Here is a 17,265-nt window from a genome sequence, read left to right on the forward strand (position 1 = left end):
TCTCTGCAAATAGAACTCTGCAAAGACACTGTTGCAAAGATATCTTTGCAATGCTATCTTTGCGCCATGGATGAGAACCCGAATACCGAGCCGCCAGAAGACGACGCCCACAAGGCGTTCGCGGGGCGCACTCTCGACCTCGAGTCCCTCAAGGCGCTCGCGCATCCGCTGCGGGTGCACATCGTCGACACGCTCTCGACCTACGGCTCGTTCACCGCGAGCGGCCTCGCCGAACGGCTGGGCGAGTCGAGCGGCGCTACCAGTTACCACCTGCGGCAGCTGGAGAAGCACGGCTTCGTGCGCGAGGTGCGCGGCAAGGGCACCGGTCGCGAACGCTGGTGGGAGCGAACCCCCGTCGGGATCCACCTGTCGTCGAGGGAGATGAAGGAGACGACCGCGACCCCAGTGGGCCGAGCCGCGACGGACCTCGTCATGCGGGAATGGAAGCGGAGCCGCGCCCGGGTTCTCGACGACTTCCTCGAGCGAGGCCCGGACCTTCTGCCGGAGGAGTGGCTCGACCTCAGCACAGTGAGCACCATGAACACCCGGCTCACGAGGGAGCAGATGCGCGAACTCGTGGACGCCTGGATCGCTCTCTACGGCGAATACATCGAGAAGTACAAGGGCCAGGAGGCGCCGGGCGCGAGGCCGGTGCAGATCCACTTCGACGCCTTTCCCGTCGTCGACGGGGAAGAGACGCCGGATGACGCCGAGTCACGTCAGAAACCTCGCGAAAACCCATGATCGTCCGGCCTCACGCCGTTAACCATTCGGCCACCGGAATGACAGTGGCCGACCGTAAATTGAGATCCAGGAAGAGGTGAAAAGACAATGACAGCAACACTCGCCCTTCGCGGCAGAACCGACAGGGTGAACGCCGACGGGGTGAACGCCGACGGGGTGAACGCCGCCGGGGTGAATACCGCCGGGGTGACAGCGCGCCGCCCGCGTCCTCGCGGCCTCGATCGCGCGGTAATCGTGCTCGGTGTCGCCATGCTGAGGTGGGCTCGAAAGCGCGCCGATCGCGGCCTGATGACACGTGAAGAACACGCTCGGGCATTTGCGACGGTTTGTGACGCCGAAGTGCGGCTGCTCCGTACTCTATCCATGGCGATGCGGGTATCCTGAGCTGAATTCTTCGCTCGCCGTACTATCCCGAATCGGCTTCGTACCCGGTCCGCTGACGCACTCGCCACGAGCGGTCGTCAATCGGAACCCGTCCCTCGTCTCGAGGGGGACCTCTCGTGTCGGCGCCGCCGGCATCCTGCCCCAGTACCACCCCGATGAGCTCCACGGACCTGCACTCGGCGTCCTAGCGCCTCCTCCTGTGCACGATCCCCAGGACACCCGTCCGGCTCATCGGGGTTCTGGGGCGCCGGCCTTGGCCGAGCGAATTTCAGAGCCGGACTTCAGCGCGGGTGCTGATACTGCGGCAGCTGCCAGCTGCCAGCTGGCGGTTGGCAGCTGGCGGCTGGTCGGCTCGCCCGTGCGGCTGGCGACCGTGCGGCTGCTGGTCAGCCGGCGACCGTGCGGCTGGACTGCTGGCGGAAGCTCAGCTCGCGTCTGTGCCGTCCTCCGAGGGATCGGTGACGACGACCGTGCCGTCGGCGCTGACACGCACGATCGTGCCGTCGTCGAGCTCCGCTACCGGCCGGCCTTCCAGCCAGGTGAGGGTCCAGCGCCAGCCGCTGGTGTCGAGGCCGGCCAGGTCGGCCTCGATCGAGCGGATCGCCGCGACGACCGGTTCGGGGAGGCGCGGCGGCGTGTCGGCGCCGACCGCCCATCGTGTGCCTAGCTGCATCGGTTGGCCTCCGGTCTCTCTGCGGTGGTGGGGGTTGTCAGGCCGGCTGCTCGGCGAGCACCACGTCGGTCACGGCAATGTCGTCGCCGATCGCGAAGGTGAGGCTGGCGATGCGTCCGACGGCGGCCAGGTCGTTGACCGCCTGTTGCAGCAGCACCGGACCGGTGATCGTCGCCGAGGTCACCTCGGTGCGCTGGGACGCCTTCGCGTCGGTCTTGGCCCGGCGGATGCCGATGAGCGCCTGGCCCACGGCACCCAGGAGCCCGGTGGCGTGAGCCTGGGTGGGTGCGGTCGGCCAGGCCGCGCGGTGAACGGAGCCGTCGTGGGTCCACGACCAGACCTCCTCCGTGGCGAACGGGATGAACGGCGCGAGCAGCCTCAGGAGCACATCGAGGCCCGTTCGCAGGGTTGCCACCGCGGAGGCCTGCTCGGATGCCGTGGCCGATCCGTATGCCCGTTCCTTCACGAGTTCGAGGTAGTCGTCGCAGAAGGTCCAGAAGAACCGCTCGGTCACCTCGAGCGCCCGGGCGTGGTCGAAGTCTTCGAAGCAGTTCGTCGCGATCTCCACGACGGTGGCGAGCTCGGCGAGAACATCGATGTCCAGGGGATTGGTGATCAGGTTCGCGGCGACGGCCTCGTCGGCCCCGCCTGACGCGATCAGCGCCTCCGGCACGGGGAACGAGTACACGAACTTGGCCGCGTTGAGCACCTTGATGGCCAGTCGGCGGCCGATCTTGATCTGCTTCGGGTTCTGCGGATCGAAGGCCGCGTCGGTGCCCAGCCGGCTGGAGGCTGCCCAATAGCGCACCGCATCCGAGCCGTGCTCGTCGAGCATGGCCGCCGGGGTCACGACGTTGCCCTTCGACTTGGACATCTTCTTGCGGTCGGGGTCGACGATGAAGCCGGAGATGCCGGCGTTCTTCCAGGGCAGCGAACCGTTCTCGAGTTCGGCGCGCAGGATCGTGGAGAACAGCCAGGTGCGAATGATGTCCTGGCCCTGTGAGCGCAGCGAGTACGGGAAGACGAGGTCGAAGAGCTCGGGATCCCGCTCCCATCCGCCGGCGATCTGCGGGGTGAGGGACGACGTGGCCCAGGTGTCCATGATGTCGACTTCGCCGACGAAGCCGCCGGGCATCCCGCGCTGGGTTTCGTCGTAGCCGGGGGCCGGGGCGGATGCGGGGTCGACCGGCAGCGCACTCTCGCTCGGCACGATGACCGCGCCCTTCTCGCCATCGGCATCGAGCTCATACCAGACCGGGATCGGCACACCGAAGAAGCGCTGGCGGGAAATGAGCCAGTCGCCGGTGAGGCCGTTGACCCAGTTCTCGTAGCGCACGCGCATGAAGTCGGGCGCGAAGTTGATCTCGCGGCCGCGTTCGAGCAGCTTGGCGCGCAGAGTCTCGTCGCGAGCGCCGTTGCGGATGTACCACTGGCGGGTGGACACGATCTCGAGGGGCTTGTCGCCCTTCTCGAAGAACTTCACCGAGTGCACGATCCTCTTGGGCTCGCCGATGAGTTCGCCGCTGGCGGTGAGCAACTCGACCACCCTGGCCTTCGCGCTGAACACGGTCTTGCCGGCCAGTTCGGCGTAGGCCGCCTTCGCGTCGTCGCTCACGATCACGTCGGGGGCTTCCGCGATGATCCGGCCGTCGCGCCCGATGATCGTGCGGTTGGGCAGGTCGAGTTCGCGCCACCAGACGACGTCGGTGATATCGCCAAAGGTGCAGATCATGGCGATTCCCGATCCCTTGTCCTTCTGGGCGAGGTGGTGGGCGAGCACCGGCACCTCGACGCCGAAGAGCGGAGTCGTCACCGTGGTGCCGAAGAGATGCTGGTAGCGCTCGTCGTCTGGGTGGGCGACGAGGGCCACGCACGCCGGCAGCAGCTCCGGTCGCGTGGTCTCGATGTGGATGTCCCCGTCGGCTCCGTGGAATGCGAGGCGGTGGTAGGCCGCCGGCTGCTCCTTGTCCTCGAGCTCGGCCTGCGCCACCGCCGTGCGGAACGTGACATCCCAGAGGGTGGGCGCATCCGCCTGGTACGCCTCGCCGCGGGCGAGGTTGCGCAGGAAGGCGCGCTGGGCGGCGGTCTGGGCCTCGTCGCCGATGGTGCGGTAGCTGAGCGAGTAGTCCACGCTGAGGCCGAGCGTGCGCCACACGTCTTCGAACTGCTTCTCGTCTTCGACGGTGAGTCGTTCGCACAGCTCGATGAAGTTGCGGCGGGAGAGCGGCAGCTGGTCGGCGGCCTTGCCGGTCGAGCCGGATCCGTCGGCCGCTGCGCCGCCCTCGAGCGGCGGGACGAAGTCGGGGTCGTAGGGCAGCGACGGGTCGCAGCGCACGCCGTAGTAGTTCTGCACCCGGCGCTCGGTGGGCAGTCCGTTGTCGTCCCAGCCCATCGGGTAGAAGATGCTCTTGCCGCGCATGCGCTCGAACCGGGCAACGAGGTCCATGTGGGTGTAGCTGAACACGTGGCCGATGTGCAGGCTGCCGGACGCGGTCGGCGGGGGAGTGTCGATGCTGAACACATTGCCGCGAGTGGCCGTCTCCCGGTCGAACCGGTAGGTCTGCTCCTGCTGCCAGTGGCGATCCCACTTAGCCTCGAGCCCCTCGAGGGCCGGCTTGTCGGGAATGGGCGAGGCAGAGATGTCGGCCACGGGGCGCTCCGGTTCTGTATGTGCGGCACCGAGTCAGTGAAGAGGTGCCTGAATGGGGGGATCGTGTCCGATTCTACAACCGGCGGCCGAACCGCGGCCCGCCGCGCGATCTGCCGCTCGCGCGCTCGCCGGTCGGCTGCCGGTCGCTCAGACCACGATCCGTTCCTCGCGCAGCTGCTCGAGGGCCAGGCTCTTGCCGGGCATCGGCCGAAGTCGCTGGGCGGGATCCTCGGTGGCCGGGGGCTTCAGCCATTAGCTACCCCGGTCGCGCAGGATCTGCCAGTGGTTGTTGTGGACGAGCATGTGGTGGAAACGGCACAGGAGTATGCCGTCGGCAATGTCTGTCTTGCCGTGATCCCGATGCCAGTGCCGGATGTGATGGGCCTCGCACCAGGACGGCGGTCGATCGCAGCCGGGGAAGCGGCATCCGCCGTCCCTGGCCGCGAGTCCCACGCGTTGCCTCTCGGTGAAGAGGCGGTTGTCCCGGCCGACATTCACGCACTGGCCGTCGTCGTCGAACTCGACGCCGATGAGTCCGTTGTCGCAGATGTACCGGGAGATGGTTTCGTAGGCCACCGGATCGGTCCCGCCTTCCAGGTGTCCGCGTCCTGCCTGCGCCCTCATGGTTCCGTCCGTCACGAGCACTCGAACGGCGGGTCGGTGCCTTCCGAAGAGCGTGCCGGGGTCGGCGTCGACGGCGAGGCGCACCATGGCCACGAGCGCGTCGGCCGCGAGTTGGACATCGGTGCGCGGGTCCTCGAGGATCGCCTCCGCTCGGGCGCGCTCGACCGGGTCGACGAATCTCGGCCCTCCTCGCCGCGGGCTGAGGAGGTGGTCGAACGCGGCGAACACAGCGCGCCCATCCTCCGGATCGAGCACGGCCCACACCGCGTACATGCCGTCGTCGCGGATCCACCGCTTCACGCAGCGGTCATCCCGCTGTTGCTTCTGCCGCCGTGCCACGCCGTCGGCATCCAGCCCGTCGCGGAGTTGCCTGGCGCGCCGGAGGAGTTGGTCCACGGTGACGCTGCCGGCCTGGCCGAGCAATTCCTCGAAGGCAGCGCCCAGCGCCGCCGGGGTGACAGCGGCATCCGCGTCGCCGAGACCGCGGCGGATCGCCTCCGCGGCATCCGTCGACACGGCTCCCCGCGCGATGGCGGCGACGATCGCGGACTGCCAGGGCGCGTCGCCCTCAGGGGGCCAGTTCCCAGAGCCCCGATCCCCGCCCTCGTCGGCGCCAGGGGACGCGCCGGCCATGATCACCCCGATCCGCACGAGCTTCGTCGCCTCCGCACGCGACACCTGGGAGACGGACTGCAGGAGCGCCTCGGGGTTGACGAATCCCTGGCGTTGGGCAAGACCGGACTGGCCGAGTTCGCGGCGCGAGCGGACTGCCAGTTCGCCGGCGATCGCCGTCGCGTAGATGTCGAGGTGTCGTCGGTGGGCGACGACCAGCGCCATTGCGCCGAGCACGCCGTCGTCGTCGAGACCGGCGAGGGCCTCGGAATCCGGGTTCAGCGCGGAGAGGGCCGCGGCCGAATCCGCGAAGGCCGACATGAGGTTTTCCATGCCAGAATTCTCCCACATTCGAACATATATTCGAATAGTGCGGCACGGATCTGTGGAGAACTTCTTTCCACAGGGCGAGCCGGGGAGAAGAGGCCGCGGGCAGGGCCCACGACGAGCGCCGACCAGTGGGGCCAGGAACCGGACACCCCCGGCGGGTCCACCCCGCCACCCTCACCCGATGCGCGGAGCCGAGTCGAGGAGCGCGCGCGTGTAGTCGTGCTGCGGACGGGAGAACACGGACTCGGTGGGCCCGGCCTCGAGCACCCGGCCGTGCTGCATCACGAGCAGGTCGTCGCTCATATGGCGCACCACACCGAGGTCGTGGGTGATGAAGAGGTAGCTCAGGCCGAGCGAGCGCTGGAGATCGTCGAGCAGGTCGAGAACCTGGGCCTGTACAGACACGTCGAGGCTCGACACCGGTTCGTCGCAGACGAGGATGTGCGGCTTCGGCGCGATCGCCCGCGCGATCGCCACCCGCTGCTGCTGGCCGCCCGAGAGCAGCCGCGGGCGGCGGGAGGCGAGTGACGCCGGGAGGCCGACCGACGCCATCAGCTCGACGACCTCGCGCGTTGCGCGTCGCGACCGCCCGTCGCTCAGCGCGTCCGCGAGGATCTGGCCGACGGTGAGCCGCGGGTCGAACGAGCTGAGGGCGTCCTGGTAGATCGCGCCGATGCCGGGCCGATGCCCACGCCGCTGCGACTCGGTCAGGGTGCTCCACGGCCGGCCGGGCAGGCGAACCTCGCCGGCATCCGGTCGGTCGAGGGCGAGCACGAGGCGGGCGACGGTGGTCTTGCCCGATCCCGACTCGCCGACGATCCCGAGCGTCTTTCCGCGCTCGAGGACGAACCCCACCCCGTCGACCGCCACTCGCGAGCCGAACTCGCGCCGGAGTCCGGTGGCGCAGAGCACCACGTCGTGGTCCACGGGTGGCTGGGCGACCTGTGGCGCGGCCGTGAGCCGGTGAAAGCGCGGGCGATCCGTCGGCACCGCCGCGATCAGCCGGCGGGTGTACGGATGCCGCGGCTCGGCGAGAACCCGCTCGGCCGGTCCGCTCTCCACCACTCGCCCCTCGGCCATGACAACGAGGTGGGAGGCGAGCCGGCTCACGACGGCGAGGTCGTGGCTGATCAGGAGGATCGCCGTCCCCGCGTCGCGGAGGCTCTCGAGCAGGTCGAGGATGCCGGCCTGCACCGTCGTGTCGAGCGCCGTGGTCGGCTCGTCCGCGATGAGCAGGCGCGGCCGGAGCGCGATCGCGGAGGCGATCAGCGCACGCTGGCGAAGCCCGCCGGAGAGCTCGTCGGGTCGCTGGGCCGCTCGCTCCGCCGCCTGCGGAACGCCCGCCTCGGCGAGCAGCTCGATGGCGCGTTCCCGGCGCTGGGCGGCGCCGAGCGCGGTGTGGATTCGCAGCGAGTCCTCGATCTCCCGCCCGACGGGCCGGAGCGGGTCGAGCGCCACGAGCGCGCCCTGCGACACGAATCCGATCTCCCGTCCGCGCAGCCGGCGGAGCCGCGTGGGGGAGGCCGCGCGGAGGTCTGTGCCGTCGAAGCGCATCTCCGCCGCGCTTACCGACCCGCCGGTGAGGCCCAGCAGCGCGCGGGCGGTCACGCTCTTGCCCGAGCCGGATTCGCCCACGACGGCGACGCACTGCCCGGCCTCGATGTCGAAGTCGACCCCGGAGACGACGGTCGTGCCGCCGAACGACACGGCGAGATCGCGCACGGAAACGAGGGCGGTCATCCGAGCCGTGTCCGCTGCTGGATTCCGCGCCCGAGCAGGGTGGTGCCGACCGCGGCAAGCACGATGAAGAGGCCGGGGAAGAAGGTCATCCACCAAAAGGAGCCGAGGTAGGTGCGGCCGGCCGACAACATCGCGCCCCACTCGGCGGCGGGCGGCACGGCGCCGAGGCCGAGGTAGCTGAGCGACGACGCCCAGACGATCGACTGCCCGATGCCGAGCGTCACGAGCACGAAGAGGGATCCGGCCACGTTCGGCAGGAGGTGTCGCACCAGGCGATGGGCCGGGCTCCGGCCGAGCACGAGTGCCGCCTCGAGGTAGGGCGCTCGCCGCACCACCCGAACCTGGCTTCGGATGATGCGCGCATACCCAGGCGCGGTCGCAAGCCCGACGGCGATCGTGGAGGTGACCACGCCCGGACCGTAGATCACGATGAAGAGCAGCGCGAGCAGCAGGCCGGGAAACGCGAACAGCACCTCGAGAAACCGGGTCGTGCCGAAGTCGAGCCAGCGCGGCCCGAGCCCGGAGAGCAGCCCGAGGATGAGGGCCAGCCCCACGCCGATCGCGGTCGCCGACAGCCCGATCGTGAGCGACGCGCCAGTGCCGTGGATGATGCGCGTGAAAATGTCCCGGCCGGATTCGTCTGTTCCGAACGGGTGAGCGAATGAGGGCGCCCGGAAGCTGTCGAGGGGGTGGATGGCGAGCGGATCGCCGGGCGCGATGACGCCGGGAAACAGGGCGGCGAAGACCAGGAAGGCGAGCACCGCGGCGGCGACGATGACGGCGGGCCTCCTCATGCCCGCCCCTGGCGCTCGGTGACCCGACGCGCGGCCGCCGGGCGGGCGAGGCGCGGGTCGACGAGGCGCGGGTCGACAATGCGGTCGGCGAGATCCGTGAGGGTCGTGACGAGCATGTAGCCGAGCGCCACGACGAGCACCACCCCGATCACCAGCGGCACGTCGCGCAGCTGCACGGCCGAGAGGAGGCTTCGCCCGATCCCGGGCCGCGCGAAGATCGTTTCGACGACGACCGCTCCGCTGATCAGGGCGCCGAACGCCCAGCCGACGAGGCCGATCGCCGGGATCGCCGCGTGCCTGAGCGCGTGCCGCCAGAACACGCCGGCCTCGCTCTCGCCACGGGCACGGGCCGCGAGCACGAACGGCGAGGCGAGCGCGTCGAGGAGGGACTCGCGCATCACCTGGCCGAGGAATCCGGCCAGCGGGATGGCGAGGGTGAGCACGGGAAGCGCGAGGCCCGCGGGGCCCGGGACGCTCACCGGGGGCAGCCAGCCGAGCGTGGTGGACAAGAGCAGGATGAGCGAGATCGCGAGCCAAAAGTGCGGCACCGCCGCCGACACGACCTCGAGCACCCACGTCACCGCCGATGCCCAGCGGCCGCCCTTGGTCGACCAGGCGGCGAGGGCGAGGGCGATGATGGCCGCGGTGAGCAGTGAGAGCAGCGCGAGCAGCAGCGTCCCGCCGAGATTCTGCCCGATCACCGTGGTGACCGGCTCGCGCAGCGAGTACGACCGGCCGAGGTCCCCGGCGGCCAGTCGACCGAGGTAGTGCAGGTATTGCAACGGAAGCGGCAGGTCGAGCCCGTAGTCGGCGCGCACCTGGGCGAGGGCGGCGGCGCTGGCCTGGGAGCCCGGGCCGCCGAGCACCGCCTCGGCCGGGTCCCCGGGGATCAGCCGGATGGCGAAGAAGGTGACCGTGGCGACGGCCCAGAGCACGAAGACGACGCCCCCGAGCCGCACGAGCAGCCACGGGAGGGGGCCGCGCCGTACCGCGGGTGCTGCGGCTACCGGGAGAGCCACGCGTCGTACATCGTCGGCGTGGACACCGTCGGCATGGCGCGCAGCCCGTTCACGAGGGAGCGCTGGAGGAAGTGGTTCTGCTGATCGTAGAGCGGAAGGATGTAGTAGCCGCTCAGCACGATCTCCTGCGCCTTCCGATAGAGGCTCGCGCGCTCGGTCTTGTCCGAGGCCTGCGCCGCCTTCTCCAGCAGCGCGTCGAGGGCGGGATCCTTCACCTGGGAGTGGTTGGCGAAGTAGCCGCTCGGCGCTGGGTTGGTGCCGGCGCTGTCGAAGAGGATGCGCAGCACATCCGGTCCGACCTTCGTGTACGGGGCACTCACCAGGTTGTACTGGTTCTTGCCGAGGGCGCCGTACCAGCTGGAGAGGTCGAGCGGGTGGAGGTTCACCTTGAAGCCGGCCTGCTTGCTGGTGGCCTGCAGCTGTTCGAAGAGCGACTGCTCGGCCGGGATCGACTGGTTGGTGCTCACCGGGAAGTCGAGTTCAAGCACCTTGCCGTTCTTCGTGCGGTACCCGTCGGCGTTCTTCGTGCCCCAGCCGGCCGCGTCGAGGAGTGTGGCCGCCGCCTTCTGGTCGTAGCCGAACAGCTTCGGCTCTGAGACGCCGAACTTCTCGACGCTCGAGAGCGCGGAGTAGGACCGCTTGGCGGTTCCGAAGAACAGGCTCGTGACGGCGTCGTTGACGTTGGCCGAGCGGATGAACGCCTCACGCACCCTCGCGTCATCGAACGGCGCGATGCTCGAATTCAGTTCGATGCGATTGGAGGCGCCGGGGCGCGGCGCGTCGAGGGCGACGATGTCCTTGCTCTTCTTCGCGGCGACGAGGGTGTCCGGCTGCACGTTGTCGATCGCGTCGACGGTTCCGGCCGTGAGGGCCGCATAGCGCGAGGCGGAGTCGGGCAGGAAGCGCCAGTCGATCGCCTTGAGGTAGGCCTTGCCGGTGTGGGCGGCGTCAGCGGGCGGGGAGGTGTAGCCCTCGTTGCGCACGAGCGAGATCGACTGCTGGTGTGTCCACTTCGTCACGACGAACGGGCCGGTGCCCACCGGGGACTCGCAGTTGGCCGCCTGGCTGCGCTTCAGCGCGGTGGGGGATTCGATCGCGAGCCAAGGCTGGGAGAGGGAGTCGAGCAGCGCGCTGTCCGGGCTGCTCAGGGTGATGCGCGCGGTGTGCGCGTCGACGGCGGTGACTCCCGTCACCTTCTGCAGCGCGAGGTACCCGGTGGATGACGCGGTCGCCGGGTCCTGCAGGTGGGCGACGTTCGCGGCCACGGCATCCGACTCGAACGGGGTGCCGTCGGTGAACCTCACGTTCGTGCGCAGCGCGAAATCCCAGCTCAGGCCGTCGGCGGACTCGCTCCACTTGGTGGCGAGCCACGGGATGATGTCCCCGGCCGTGTTCTTGGAGACGAGGGACTCGAGGTACTGGGTGGCCACGAGCGCCTGAGGGTAGTTGCCGCCCACGTGCGGGTCGAGGCAGGTGGGCTCGGCGTCCCCGGTCGCATAGACGAGGGTGCCGCCGGCGACGGGCTTGCCGTCGGACGAGGGGGTGGAGGTGGTGCTGCAGCCGGCCACGAGGAGAGCGACGGAGACGATGGCGATGAGGGGGGCGACGAAGCGTTTCACGGACGGGCTCTCTGCTGAACGGCTATTATTGGACTGAGTACATTATTGCACCGCCCGGAGGTGGACATGGATTCTCGCAACTCGGTCGGGCGCCCGCGCACGACGTCGCGCCTGGCGCTTGAGGATGCCGCGGCCGAGCTGTTCCTGGAGAACACCTACGCTCTCACCACCATCGAGCAGATCGCCCAGCGCGCCGGCGTCAGCCGCAACACCTTCTTCAACTATTTCGGCGCGAAGAGCGACCTGCTCTGGGTGGAACTCGACGCGGGGATCGACCGCCTCGCCGAGGAGCTCAGCAACGTGCCGCCCGGCGTTCCGGCGCTCGCCGCGGTGCGGGATGCCGCGCTGCGGGTGGTCGCCGATATCGAGGTCGACCGCGTGCCGCTCGCCCTCACCCAGGACGACGTGATGGGGACCAGGGCGGAAACCCGGTCATCCGGCCTCGTGCGCCTCGCCCGGCGCTCGGACGTGATTGCCTCATTCCTGGCGCGGCAGCTCTCGCGGCCGGCAGGCGACCTGCTCGTGCTCAGCGCAGCGAGCGCGATCTCCGGCGCCCTCTCGGCGGCCTGGACGGTGTGGGCGCGGGACGGCATCGGTCGCGGCCCCCTCGCCGACTATGTTTCCTCGGCCTTCGAGATCGTCTCCTCCGGGCTCGAGCTCGCGCTGCCGGATCCGACCTAACCCGCGTCGCCCGGGAGTTGTGGCAAAGGCTCAAGCTCGAGCTGGAATTGCCGCAACCACGATTCCGTCAGGGCGACGTGGGCCGCGGCGGCCGTGGATGCGGCGGTCGGGTCGTGGGCGATGATGGCGCTCGCGATCGCCCGGTGCCCGCGGTCGCTGATGTCTTTCAACTCCGGGCCCTGCGGGAGGGTGAACACCTGGTAGGCGCGTGACCGTGACCGGAACACATTGAGGAGGGCCACAAGCGTCGGGTTGCCCCCGGTCTGCGCGATGGTCTGGTGGAACTCGGCGTCGAGGGCGGATGCCGTTGCCGGGTCGTCGGTGGCCTCCATCTCGTCGATGAGCCGTTGCAGCTCGAGCGCCGTTTCCGGGGTGATGCGGGCGGCCGCCTGCACCGCGGCGTGAGTCTCGAGCACCCGCCGCAGCTCATACATGTCGAGGAGGCCGGACAGCGGGAGCAGGTCGACCGTGAGCGCGAGTACCCCGACGAGATCGGCGGCTCGCAACGCGGAGACGTAGGTGCCGGACCCGTGGCGAGACTCGATCACTCCGAGGGCGGCGAGCATCCGTACCGCCTCACGCAGCGAGCCCCGGGAGACCCCGAGCTCCTCGCAGAGCTCGGCCTCGGCTGGAAACTTCTGCCCGGCGACGAGACGCCCGGAGGCGATCATCTGGCGCAGCCCGTGGAACGCGTCGTCGACTGCCGACATGACTCGCCTTTCTCTCGCGTAGCCCCAGAGTAGCGGCCCGACCGAACTCGCGCGTCCGCTCAAGAGGTTTGATCACTTGTCGTTATTCGGTCGATTTTACACAACTGAAACATCAAATTCACCAAAGTCATATGATGACTTACTAGGGTGAGTGCAACGACGCACCACGACAGGACGGAATACCACCGGGATGACCGAAACGATGACCGCGATCGCGCCCTCCCCGCTGCGACTCGGCGATGGCAGCCTCGCCCGCACCGCCTGGACGCTTTCGCCCGACATCCTGCACGTGAACCACGGCTCGTTCGGTGCCGTGCCTCTCGTGGCACAGCAGGAGCAGAGCCGGCTGAGGTCCGAGATGGATGCCGCCCCGGTGCTCTGGTTTCCGGCGCTTCCCGCGAAGGTCGCGTCAACGCGCGACGCCATCGCCGCCTTCCTCCGAGCGGATGCCGGCGACCTCGCCCTGGTGCCGAACGCGAGCGCGGGCGCCAGCGTCGTCTACTCGAGCCTGCCGGTGACGCCCGGACTGGAGATCGTGGTGACCGACCACGGGTACGGTGCGGTGACCATGGGTGCCGAGCGGCTCGCCCGTCGGTGGGGCGGCACCGTGAGAACGGCAAGGGTGCCGCTCGGCGCCACGACAGCGGAGGCGCATGATGCGATCGTCGCCGAACTCGGCGACAAGACCGGCCTCATCGTCGTGGACCAGATCACGTCTGCCACGGCTCGTTTCCTGCCGGCGGACACCGTGGCCGCGGTTGCCAGGGAGCGGGGCATCGCCACGCTGGTGGATGCCGCGCACGTTCCCGGTCTCGTCGCCGATCCTCTCGTCGGCCTCGACTGCGACTTCTGGGTCGGCAATCTCCACAAGTTCGGGTGCGCACCACGCGGCACCGCGGCGCTCATCGCCCGCGGGCCGTTGCGCGACGAGCTGTATCCGCTCATCGATTCGTGGGGCGCGCCGCAGCACTTCCCGGAGCGTTTCGACACCCAGGGCACGATCGACGCGACCGCCTATCTGTCCGCTCCGACAGCGCTCGACTTCATCGATTCGACCTGGGGATGGGATGCCGCGCGCCGCTACCTGACGGCCCTGGCCGACTATGCCGAGGCCACGATCGCCGCCGCCTTCACGAGCCTCACGGGAGAAGACCACCGCGTGGATGTCGGGGCACCGGTGAACGCGCTGCGACTCGTGCGGCTGCCGACCGGGCTCGGAACATCGCATCCGGAGGCGGACGCCCTGCGAGACCGGGTCGCGGCAGAACTCGGCATCGAGGCGGCATTCACGAGCTTCGCCGGAATCGGATACTTCCGCCTCTCCGCCCACGTCTACAACACCGCAGCGGACTTCGAGGAGTTCGCCGACCGCTGCGTGCCCGTCCTCGCCGCCCTGGCGGAGGCCGCACAGGGCGAATGACCGGTTCCGGGTCCCGACCAACGCTCCACCCAAGAAACTCCACCCAAGAAACTCCACCCAAAGGAAAAGAGGAAACAGTGAAGAAGAAACAAGTGCTGTCGCTCGTGGGGATCGGCCTCGTGGCCGCCCTCCTGCTCTCCGGATGCTCCGCGCCGGCCGAGAGCGGGGGAAAGGTGACCCTGCAGATGGTGGAGAGCCTCACCAACCCGGTCAGAACCAAGGTGCTCAAGGTGCTCATCGCCGACTTCGAGAAGGCGAACCCGAAGATCAGTGTCGATCTCATCTCCCCGCCAACCGACCAGGCAGACCAGAAGATCCAGCAGATGCTTCAGTCGGGAAGCGGGGTGGATGTCGTGGAGGTTCGCGACATCACCGTCGGGCCGTTCTCGACCAACGGCTGGCTCTCCGACATGAGCGGCCAGCTCACGGGCTGGAAGGGCTGGGGCGACCTCACCGAGAACGCCGCCAAGTACGCGAAGAATGCCAAGGGCAAGACCTACTACGTGCCATACGGCTTCTACGGTCTCAGCCTCTTCTACCGCACGGACCTCGTGAAGGCGGCGGGCTTCGACGGACCTCCGGCCTCGTGGAGCGAGCTGCTCCACCAGGCGACGGCCCTGCAGAATCCCGCCAAGAACCAGTTCGGCTACGCCTTCCGCGGCGGCACGAATGCCAACTCGAACGTCGTGGTCGCGATCGAGGCCTACGTGGCCAAGAACCTGGATCACGACAACGCCTTCAAGCTCACCAACGGCAAGACGATCTTCTCGGCCCCGGAGGCCGCGGACGCGTTGAAGACCTACTTCACGCTGTTCAGCAAGGCCTCGCCGCCGTCATCGGTGGCCTGGGGCTACCCCGAGATGGTGCAGGGCTTCTCGAGCGGTTCAACGGCCTTCCTGCTGCAGGACCCCGAAGTGATCGCCACCGTCGGCGAGTCCGACGCGATCACCCCGGCCCAGTGGAGCACCGCGCCGCTGCTCGCCGGCCCGTCGGGCATCGCCGTGCAGCCGATGGCAACGGCCGGCTGGGGCACGGCGGCCAAGAGCACCCACAAGGCCGAGGCGGCGAAACTCATCGAGTTCCTCTCCGAAGGCAAGGCGTCCACCACCTTCAGTCAGAAGAACAGCCTGGTCCCCATCCTGAAGAGCGCGGCCGACAGCCCGTTCTACAAGACCGGCGCCTGGGCGAGCTACCTCACGATGACCGAGCACCCGGACAAGTACGTGTCCGTCGTTCAGCCGCGCGACTCCGCCTGGTGGACCGAGTGGATTCAGAAGTCGGATTCCGAGGTGCAGAAGGTGCTCATCGGGCAGATGACCCAGAAGGAACTGCTCGCGAGCTGGGACACCTACTGGACCGACAAGTGGAAGACGAAATGAATCCGTCGCTGATGCGAAACGGTCGTCGACCATGACGAAGCTCGACAACGCGACGAAGGGGCATCCGTCGGCCGCGACGGGTGCCCCCGGCCCCGCCGCGGCGGTCGGCGCCGCCGAGCCGCGGTCGATCCGTCGACGGCGGGCGTTCACGGTGCGCCGTGGTGCGACGATGGTGGCCTTCATGGCGCCGGCCGTTCTTTTCGTGGCCGTCTTCATCTACTACCCGATGGTGTCTGGCAGCCAGATGGCGTTCCGCAACTGGAACCTCAACAACCTCACCGACACCGCGTTCGTGGGCTTCAAGAACTTCCAGACGATCTTCGCCGACCCCACCTTTTACACCGTGCTCGGCAACACGGTGGTGTGGGTCGTCGCGTCAATCGTGCCGCAGTTCGTCATCGGTTTCGCGATCGCGCTGTGGTTGCGGCGCAAGTTCCCGTTTCGCGGGCTGTACCAGGCGCTCATCTTCTTTCCGTGGGCTATTTCCGGATTCCTCATCGGAATCCTCTTCCGCTGGATGTTCAACAGCGAGTTCGGGGTGATCAACGACCTGCTGAGCAAGGCCGGCATCATCCACAGCCCCATTCCGTGGCTTGCCGACCCGAAGACGGCGATGGTCGCGGTGATCATCGCGAACGTCTGGTACGGCGTGACCTTCTTCGCCATCATCATCCTCGCGGCGTTGCAGTCGGTTCCCGACGAGATACTGGAGGCGGCGGCGCTGGATGGGGCAGGCAAGGCGCGCACCCTGTTCCAGGTCATCGTGCCGTACATCCGCATCACGCTCTCGCTCACCGTGCTGCTGCGGGTGATCTGGATCTTCAACTTTCCAGACATCATCTACGGCATGACCGGCGGAGGTCCAGCCAACCAGACCCACATCGTGACCACCTGGATGATCGCCACGACGCAGCGAGGGGACTACGGTCAGGCCTCCGCGCTCGGCCTCATCGTCGTCGGGTTGCTCGTGCTCTTCTCGATCTTCTTCCTCACCGCCAGCCGCGAAAAGAAGGGCGACCTCTCATGATCACCAGGGAGACTCCCCTCGCTAAGGCCGTCCGGATCGCGTTCCTCGCGCTGTGGCTGGTCATCACCCTCTTTCCGCTGTATTGGATCGCGGTCACCTCGTTCAAGTCGCCCGGTTCGGTCTTCAGCTACCCCCTCACCTACTGGCCGAAGGTCTTCTCGCTCGAGAACTACGCCGGCCTGTTCAGCAAGTCGCAGTTCGGCGTCTACGTCGCCAACAGCCTCGTGGTCTCGATCACGGCCGCGCTCGTCGCCACCCTCATCTCGTTGATGTCTGCCTATGTGCTCGCACGCTTCGAGTTCCGCAGCAAGGGCGCCCTGCTCATGGGATTCCTGGTGACGCAGATGATCCCGTCTTTCATCGCACTCGGACCGCTCTACCTCATGTTCACGAGCCTCGGGCTGGTGGACAACAGGGTCGGCCTGACGCTGATCTACATCGCGGTATGCATCCCCTTCTGCACCGTGATGTTGCGGGGATTCTTCGCGAACGTGCCGGACGCCCTGGAGGAGGCCGCGATGATCGATGGCTGCTCCCGGGTCGGTGCCCTCTTCCGAGTTCTCGTACCGGTGATGAAGCCCGGGATCGTCGCGGCATTCATCTTCAATTTCGTGAACTGCTGGAACGAACTGTTCCTGTCCGTGACCCTCATCAACAGCGACGGCAAGAAGACCATCCCCACGGCTCTCAACGGTTTCATCAGCAGCTACAACATCGATTGGGGATCGATGTCGGCGGCAGCCGTTCTCACCATCGTGCCGACGATGGTCCTTTTCGCATTCGCCAGCCGATACATCGTGCAGGGCCTGACCGCCGGGGCGGTGAAGGGCTGAATCGAACCGGCCGCGCCGGGCACCGG

15 protein-coding genes are annotated in these 17,265 nt (G+C 68.2%); 7 read left to right on the plus strand and 8 right to left on the minus strand.

Features of this window, described 5'->3' with window-relative positions; translation table 11 throughout:
• The first annotated feature begins 66 nt into the window (after positions 1 to 66).
• Entirely contained in the window at positions 67 to 744 is a 678-nt protein-coding gene (locus tag VIM54_RS07590; protein WP_331900227.1) for a helix-turn-helix domain-containing protein, read from the plus strand.
• An 87-nt stretch (positions 745 to 831) separates the two neighbouring features.
• Positions 832 to 1,128, plus strand: a complete 297-nt coding sequence (locus VIM54_RS07595) for a hypothetical protein (protein ID WP_331900229.1) — start codon at positions 832 to 834, stop codon at positions 1,126 to 1,128.
• 424 nt (positions 1,129 to 1,552) lie between these two features.
• Here VIM54_RS07595 and VIM54_RS07600 read toward each other — a convergent pair whose 3' ends face one another.
• The 7 genes from VIM54_RS07600 to VIM54_RS07630 form a co-directional block, all read right to left on the minus strand.
• Positions 1,553 to 1,801 (minus strand): hypothetical protein, encoded by a 249-nt coding sequence (locus tag VIM54_RS07600; protein ID WP_331900231.1) that lies wholly within the window; start codon positions 1,799 to 1,801, stop codon positions 1,553 to 1,555.
• Positions 1,802 to 1,838: 37 nt separating this feature from the next.
• Complete coding sequence (valS, locus tag VIM54_RS07605) at positions 1,839 to 4,451, minus strand: valine--tRNA ligase (RefSeq protein WP_331900232.1); 2,613 nt, start codon at positions 4,449 to 4,451, stop codon at positions 1,839 to 1,841.
• Positions 4,452 to 4,703: 252 nt separating this feature from the next.
• Positions 4,704 to 6,020, minus strand: a complete 1,317-nt coding sequence (locus VIM54_RS07610) for an HNH endonuclease signature motif containing protein (RefSeq protein ID WP_331900234.1) — start codon at positions 6,018 to 6,020, stop codon at positions 4,704 to 4,706.
• 171 nt (positions 6,021 to 6,191) lie between these two features.
• Positions 6,192 to 7,757, minus strand: a complete 1,566-nt coding sequence (locus VIM54_RS07615; protein WP_331900236.1) for an ABC transporter ATP-binding protein — start codon at positions 7,755 to 7,757, stop codon at positions 6,192 to 6,194.
• On the minus strand, positions 7,754 to 8,551 hold the full coding sequence (locus VIM54_RS07620) for an ABC transporter permease (RefSeq protein WP_331900238.1): 798 nt from the start codon (positions 8,549 to 8,551) through the stop codon (positions 7,754 to 7,756). The genes VIM54_RS07615 and VIM54_RS07620 overlap by 4 nt, the downstream gene beginning before the upstream one ends.
• Entirely contained in the window at positions 8,548 to 9,570 is a 1,023-nt protein-coding gene (locus tag VIM54_RS07625; protein WP_414673196.1) for an ABC transporter permease, read from the minus strand. Before VIM54_RS07625 ends, VIM54_RS07620 begins: the two co-directional genes overlap by 4 nt.
• A complete protein-coding gene (locus VIM54_RS07630) occupies positions 9,555 to 11,189 on the minus strand; it encodes an ABC transporter substrate-binding protein (protein ID WP_331900240.1) in 1,635 nt (544 codons plus the stop codon). The genes VIM54_RS07625 and VIM54_RS07630 overlap by 16 nt, the downstream gene beginning before the upstream one ends.
• A 66-nt stretch (positions 11,190 to 11,255) precedes the next feature.
• Here VIM54_RS07630 and VIM54_RS07635 point away from each other — a divergent pair, with 66 nt between their 5' ends.
• The gene (locus VIM54_RS07635; protein ID WP_331900241.1) at positions 11,256 to 11,870 is read left to right on the plus strand and encodes a TetR/AcrR family transcriptional regulator; all 615 of its coding nucleotides are present in this window, start codon (positions 11,256 to 11,258) and stop codon (positions 11,868 to 11,870) included.
• On the opposite strand, the gene VIM54_RS07640 is transcribed toward VIM54_RS07635, so the two are convergent.
• Positions 11,867 to 12,580 (minus strand): FadR/GntR family transcriptional regulator, encoded by a 714-nt coding sequence (locus VIM54_RS07640; RefSeq protein ID WP_331900243.1) that lies wholly within the window; start codon positions 12,578 to 12,580, stop codon positions 11,867 to 11,869. The two genes, VIM54_RS07635 and VIM54_RS07640, sit on opposite strands and share 4 nt — an antisense overlap.
• A gap of 190 nt (positions 12,581 to 12,770) precedes the next feature.
• Between VIM54_RS07640 and VIM54_RS07645 the strand changes: the two genes are divergently transcribed.
• The 4 genes from VIM54_RS07645 (at position 12,771) to VIM54_RS07660 (ending at position 17,239) form a co-directional block, all read left to right on the plus strand.
• Entirely contained in the window at positions 12,771 to 14,000 is a 1,230-nt protein-coding gene (locus tag VIM54_RS07645; protein WP_331900244.1) for an aminotransferase class V-fold PLP-dependent enzyme, read from the plus strand.
• 77 nt (positions 14,001 to 14,077) lie between these two features.
• Entirely contained in the window at positions 14,078 to 15,379 is a 1,302-nt protein-coding gene (locus tag VIM54_RS07650) for a sugar ABC transporter substrate-binding protein (protein ID WP_331900246.1), read from the plus strand.
• 31 nt (positions 15,380 to 15,410) lie between these two features.
• Complete coding sequence (locus tag VIM54_RS07655; protein ID WP_331900247.1) at positions 15,411 to 16,406, plus strand: sugar ABC transporter permease; 996 nt, start codon at positions 15,411 to 15,413, stop codon at positions 16,404 to 16,406.
• The gene (locus VIM54_RS07660) at positions 16,403 to 17,239 is read left to right on the plus strand and encodes a carbohydrate ABC transporter permease (RefSeq protein ID WP_331900249.1); all 837 of its coding nucleotides are present in this window, start codon (positions 16,403 to 16,405) and stop codon (positions 17,237 to 17,239) included. Before VIM54_RS07655 ends, VIM54_RS07660 begins: the two co-directional genes overlap by 4 nt.
• Positions 17,240 to 17,265 lie beyond the last annotated feature (26 nt).

Source organism: Lacisediminihabitans sp., from assembly GCF_036569425.1.
Lineage (GTDB): Bacteria > Actinomycetota > Actinomycetes > Actinomycetales > Microbacteriaceae > Lacisediminihabitans.

Coding starts and splice junctions, on each gene's coding strand:
- VIM54_RS07610 (WP_331900234.1), bottom strand. CDS start 6,020: ATGGAAAACCTCATGTCGGCCTTCGCGGATTCGGCCGCGGCCCTCTCC.
- VIM54_RS07635 (WP_331900241.1), top strand. CDS start 11,256: ATGGATTCTCGCAACTCGGTCGGGCGCCCGCGCACGACGTCGCGCCTG.
- VIM54_RS07615 (WP_331900236.1), bottom strand. CDS start 7,757: ATGACCGCCCTCGTTTCCGTGCGCGATCTCGCCGTGTCGTTCGGCGGC.
- VIM54_RS07655 (WP_331900247.1), top strand. CDS start 15,411: ATGACGAAGCTCGACAACGCGACGAAGGGGCATCCGTCGGCCGCGACG.
- VIM54_RS07620 (WP_331900238.1), bottom strand. CDS start 8,551: ATGAGGAGGCCCGCCGTCATCGTCGCCGCCGCGGTGCTCGCCTTCCTG.
- VIM54_RS07645 (WP_331900244.1), top strand. CDS start 12,771: ATGACCGAAACGATGACCGCGATCGCGCCCTCCCCGCTGCGACTCGGC.
- VIM54_RS07595 (WP_331900229.1), top strand. CDS start 832: ATGACAGCAACACTCGCCCTTCGCGGCAGAACCGACAGGGTGAACGCC.
- VIM54_RS07640 (WP_331900243.1), bottom strand. CDS start 12,580: ATGTCGGCAGTCGACGACGCGTTCCACGGGCTGCGCCAGATGATCGCC.
- VIM54_RS07590 (WP_331900227.1), top strand. CDS start 67: ATGGATGAGAACCCGAATACCGAGCCGCCAGAAGACGACGCCCACAAG.
- VIM54_RS07660 (WP_331900249.1), top strand. CDS start 16,403: ATGATCACCAGGGAGACTCCCCTCGCTAAGGCCGTCCGGATCGCGTTC.
- VIM54_RS07600 (WP_331900231.1), bottom strand. CDS start 1,801: ATGCAGCTAGGCACACGATGGGCGGTCGGCGCCGACACGCCGCCGCGC.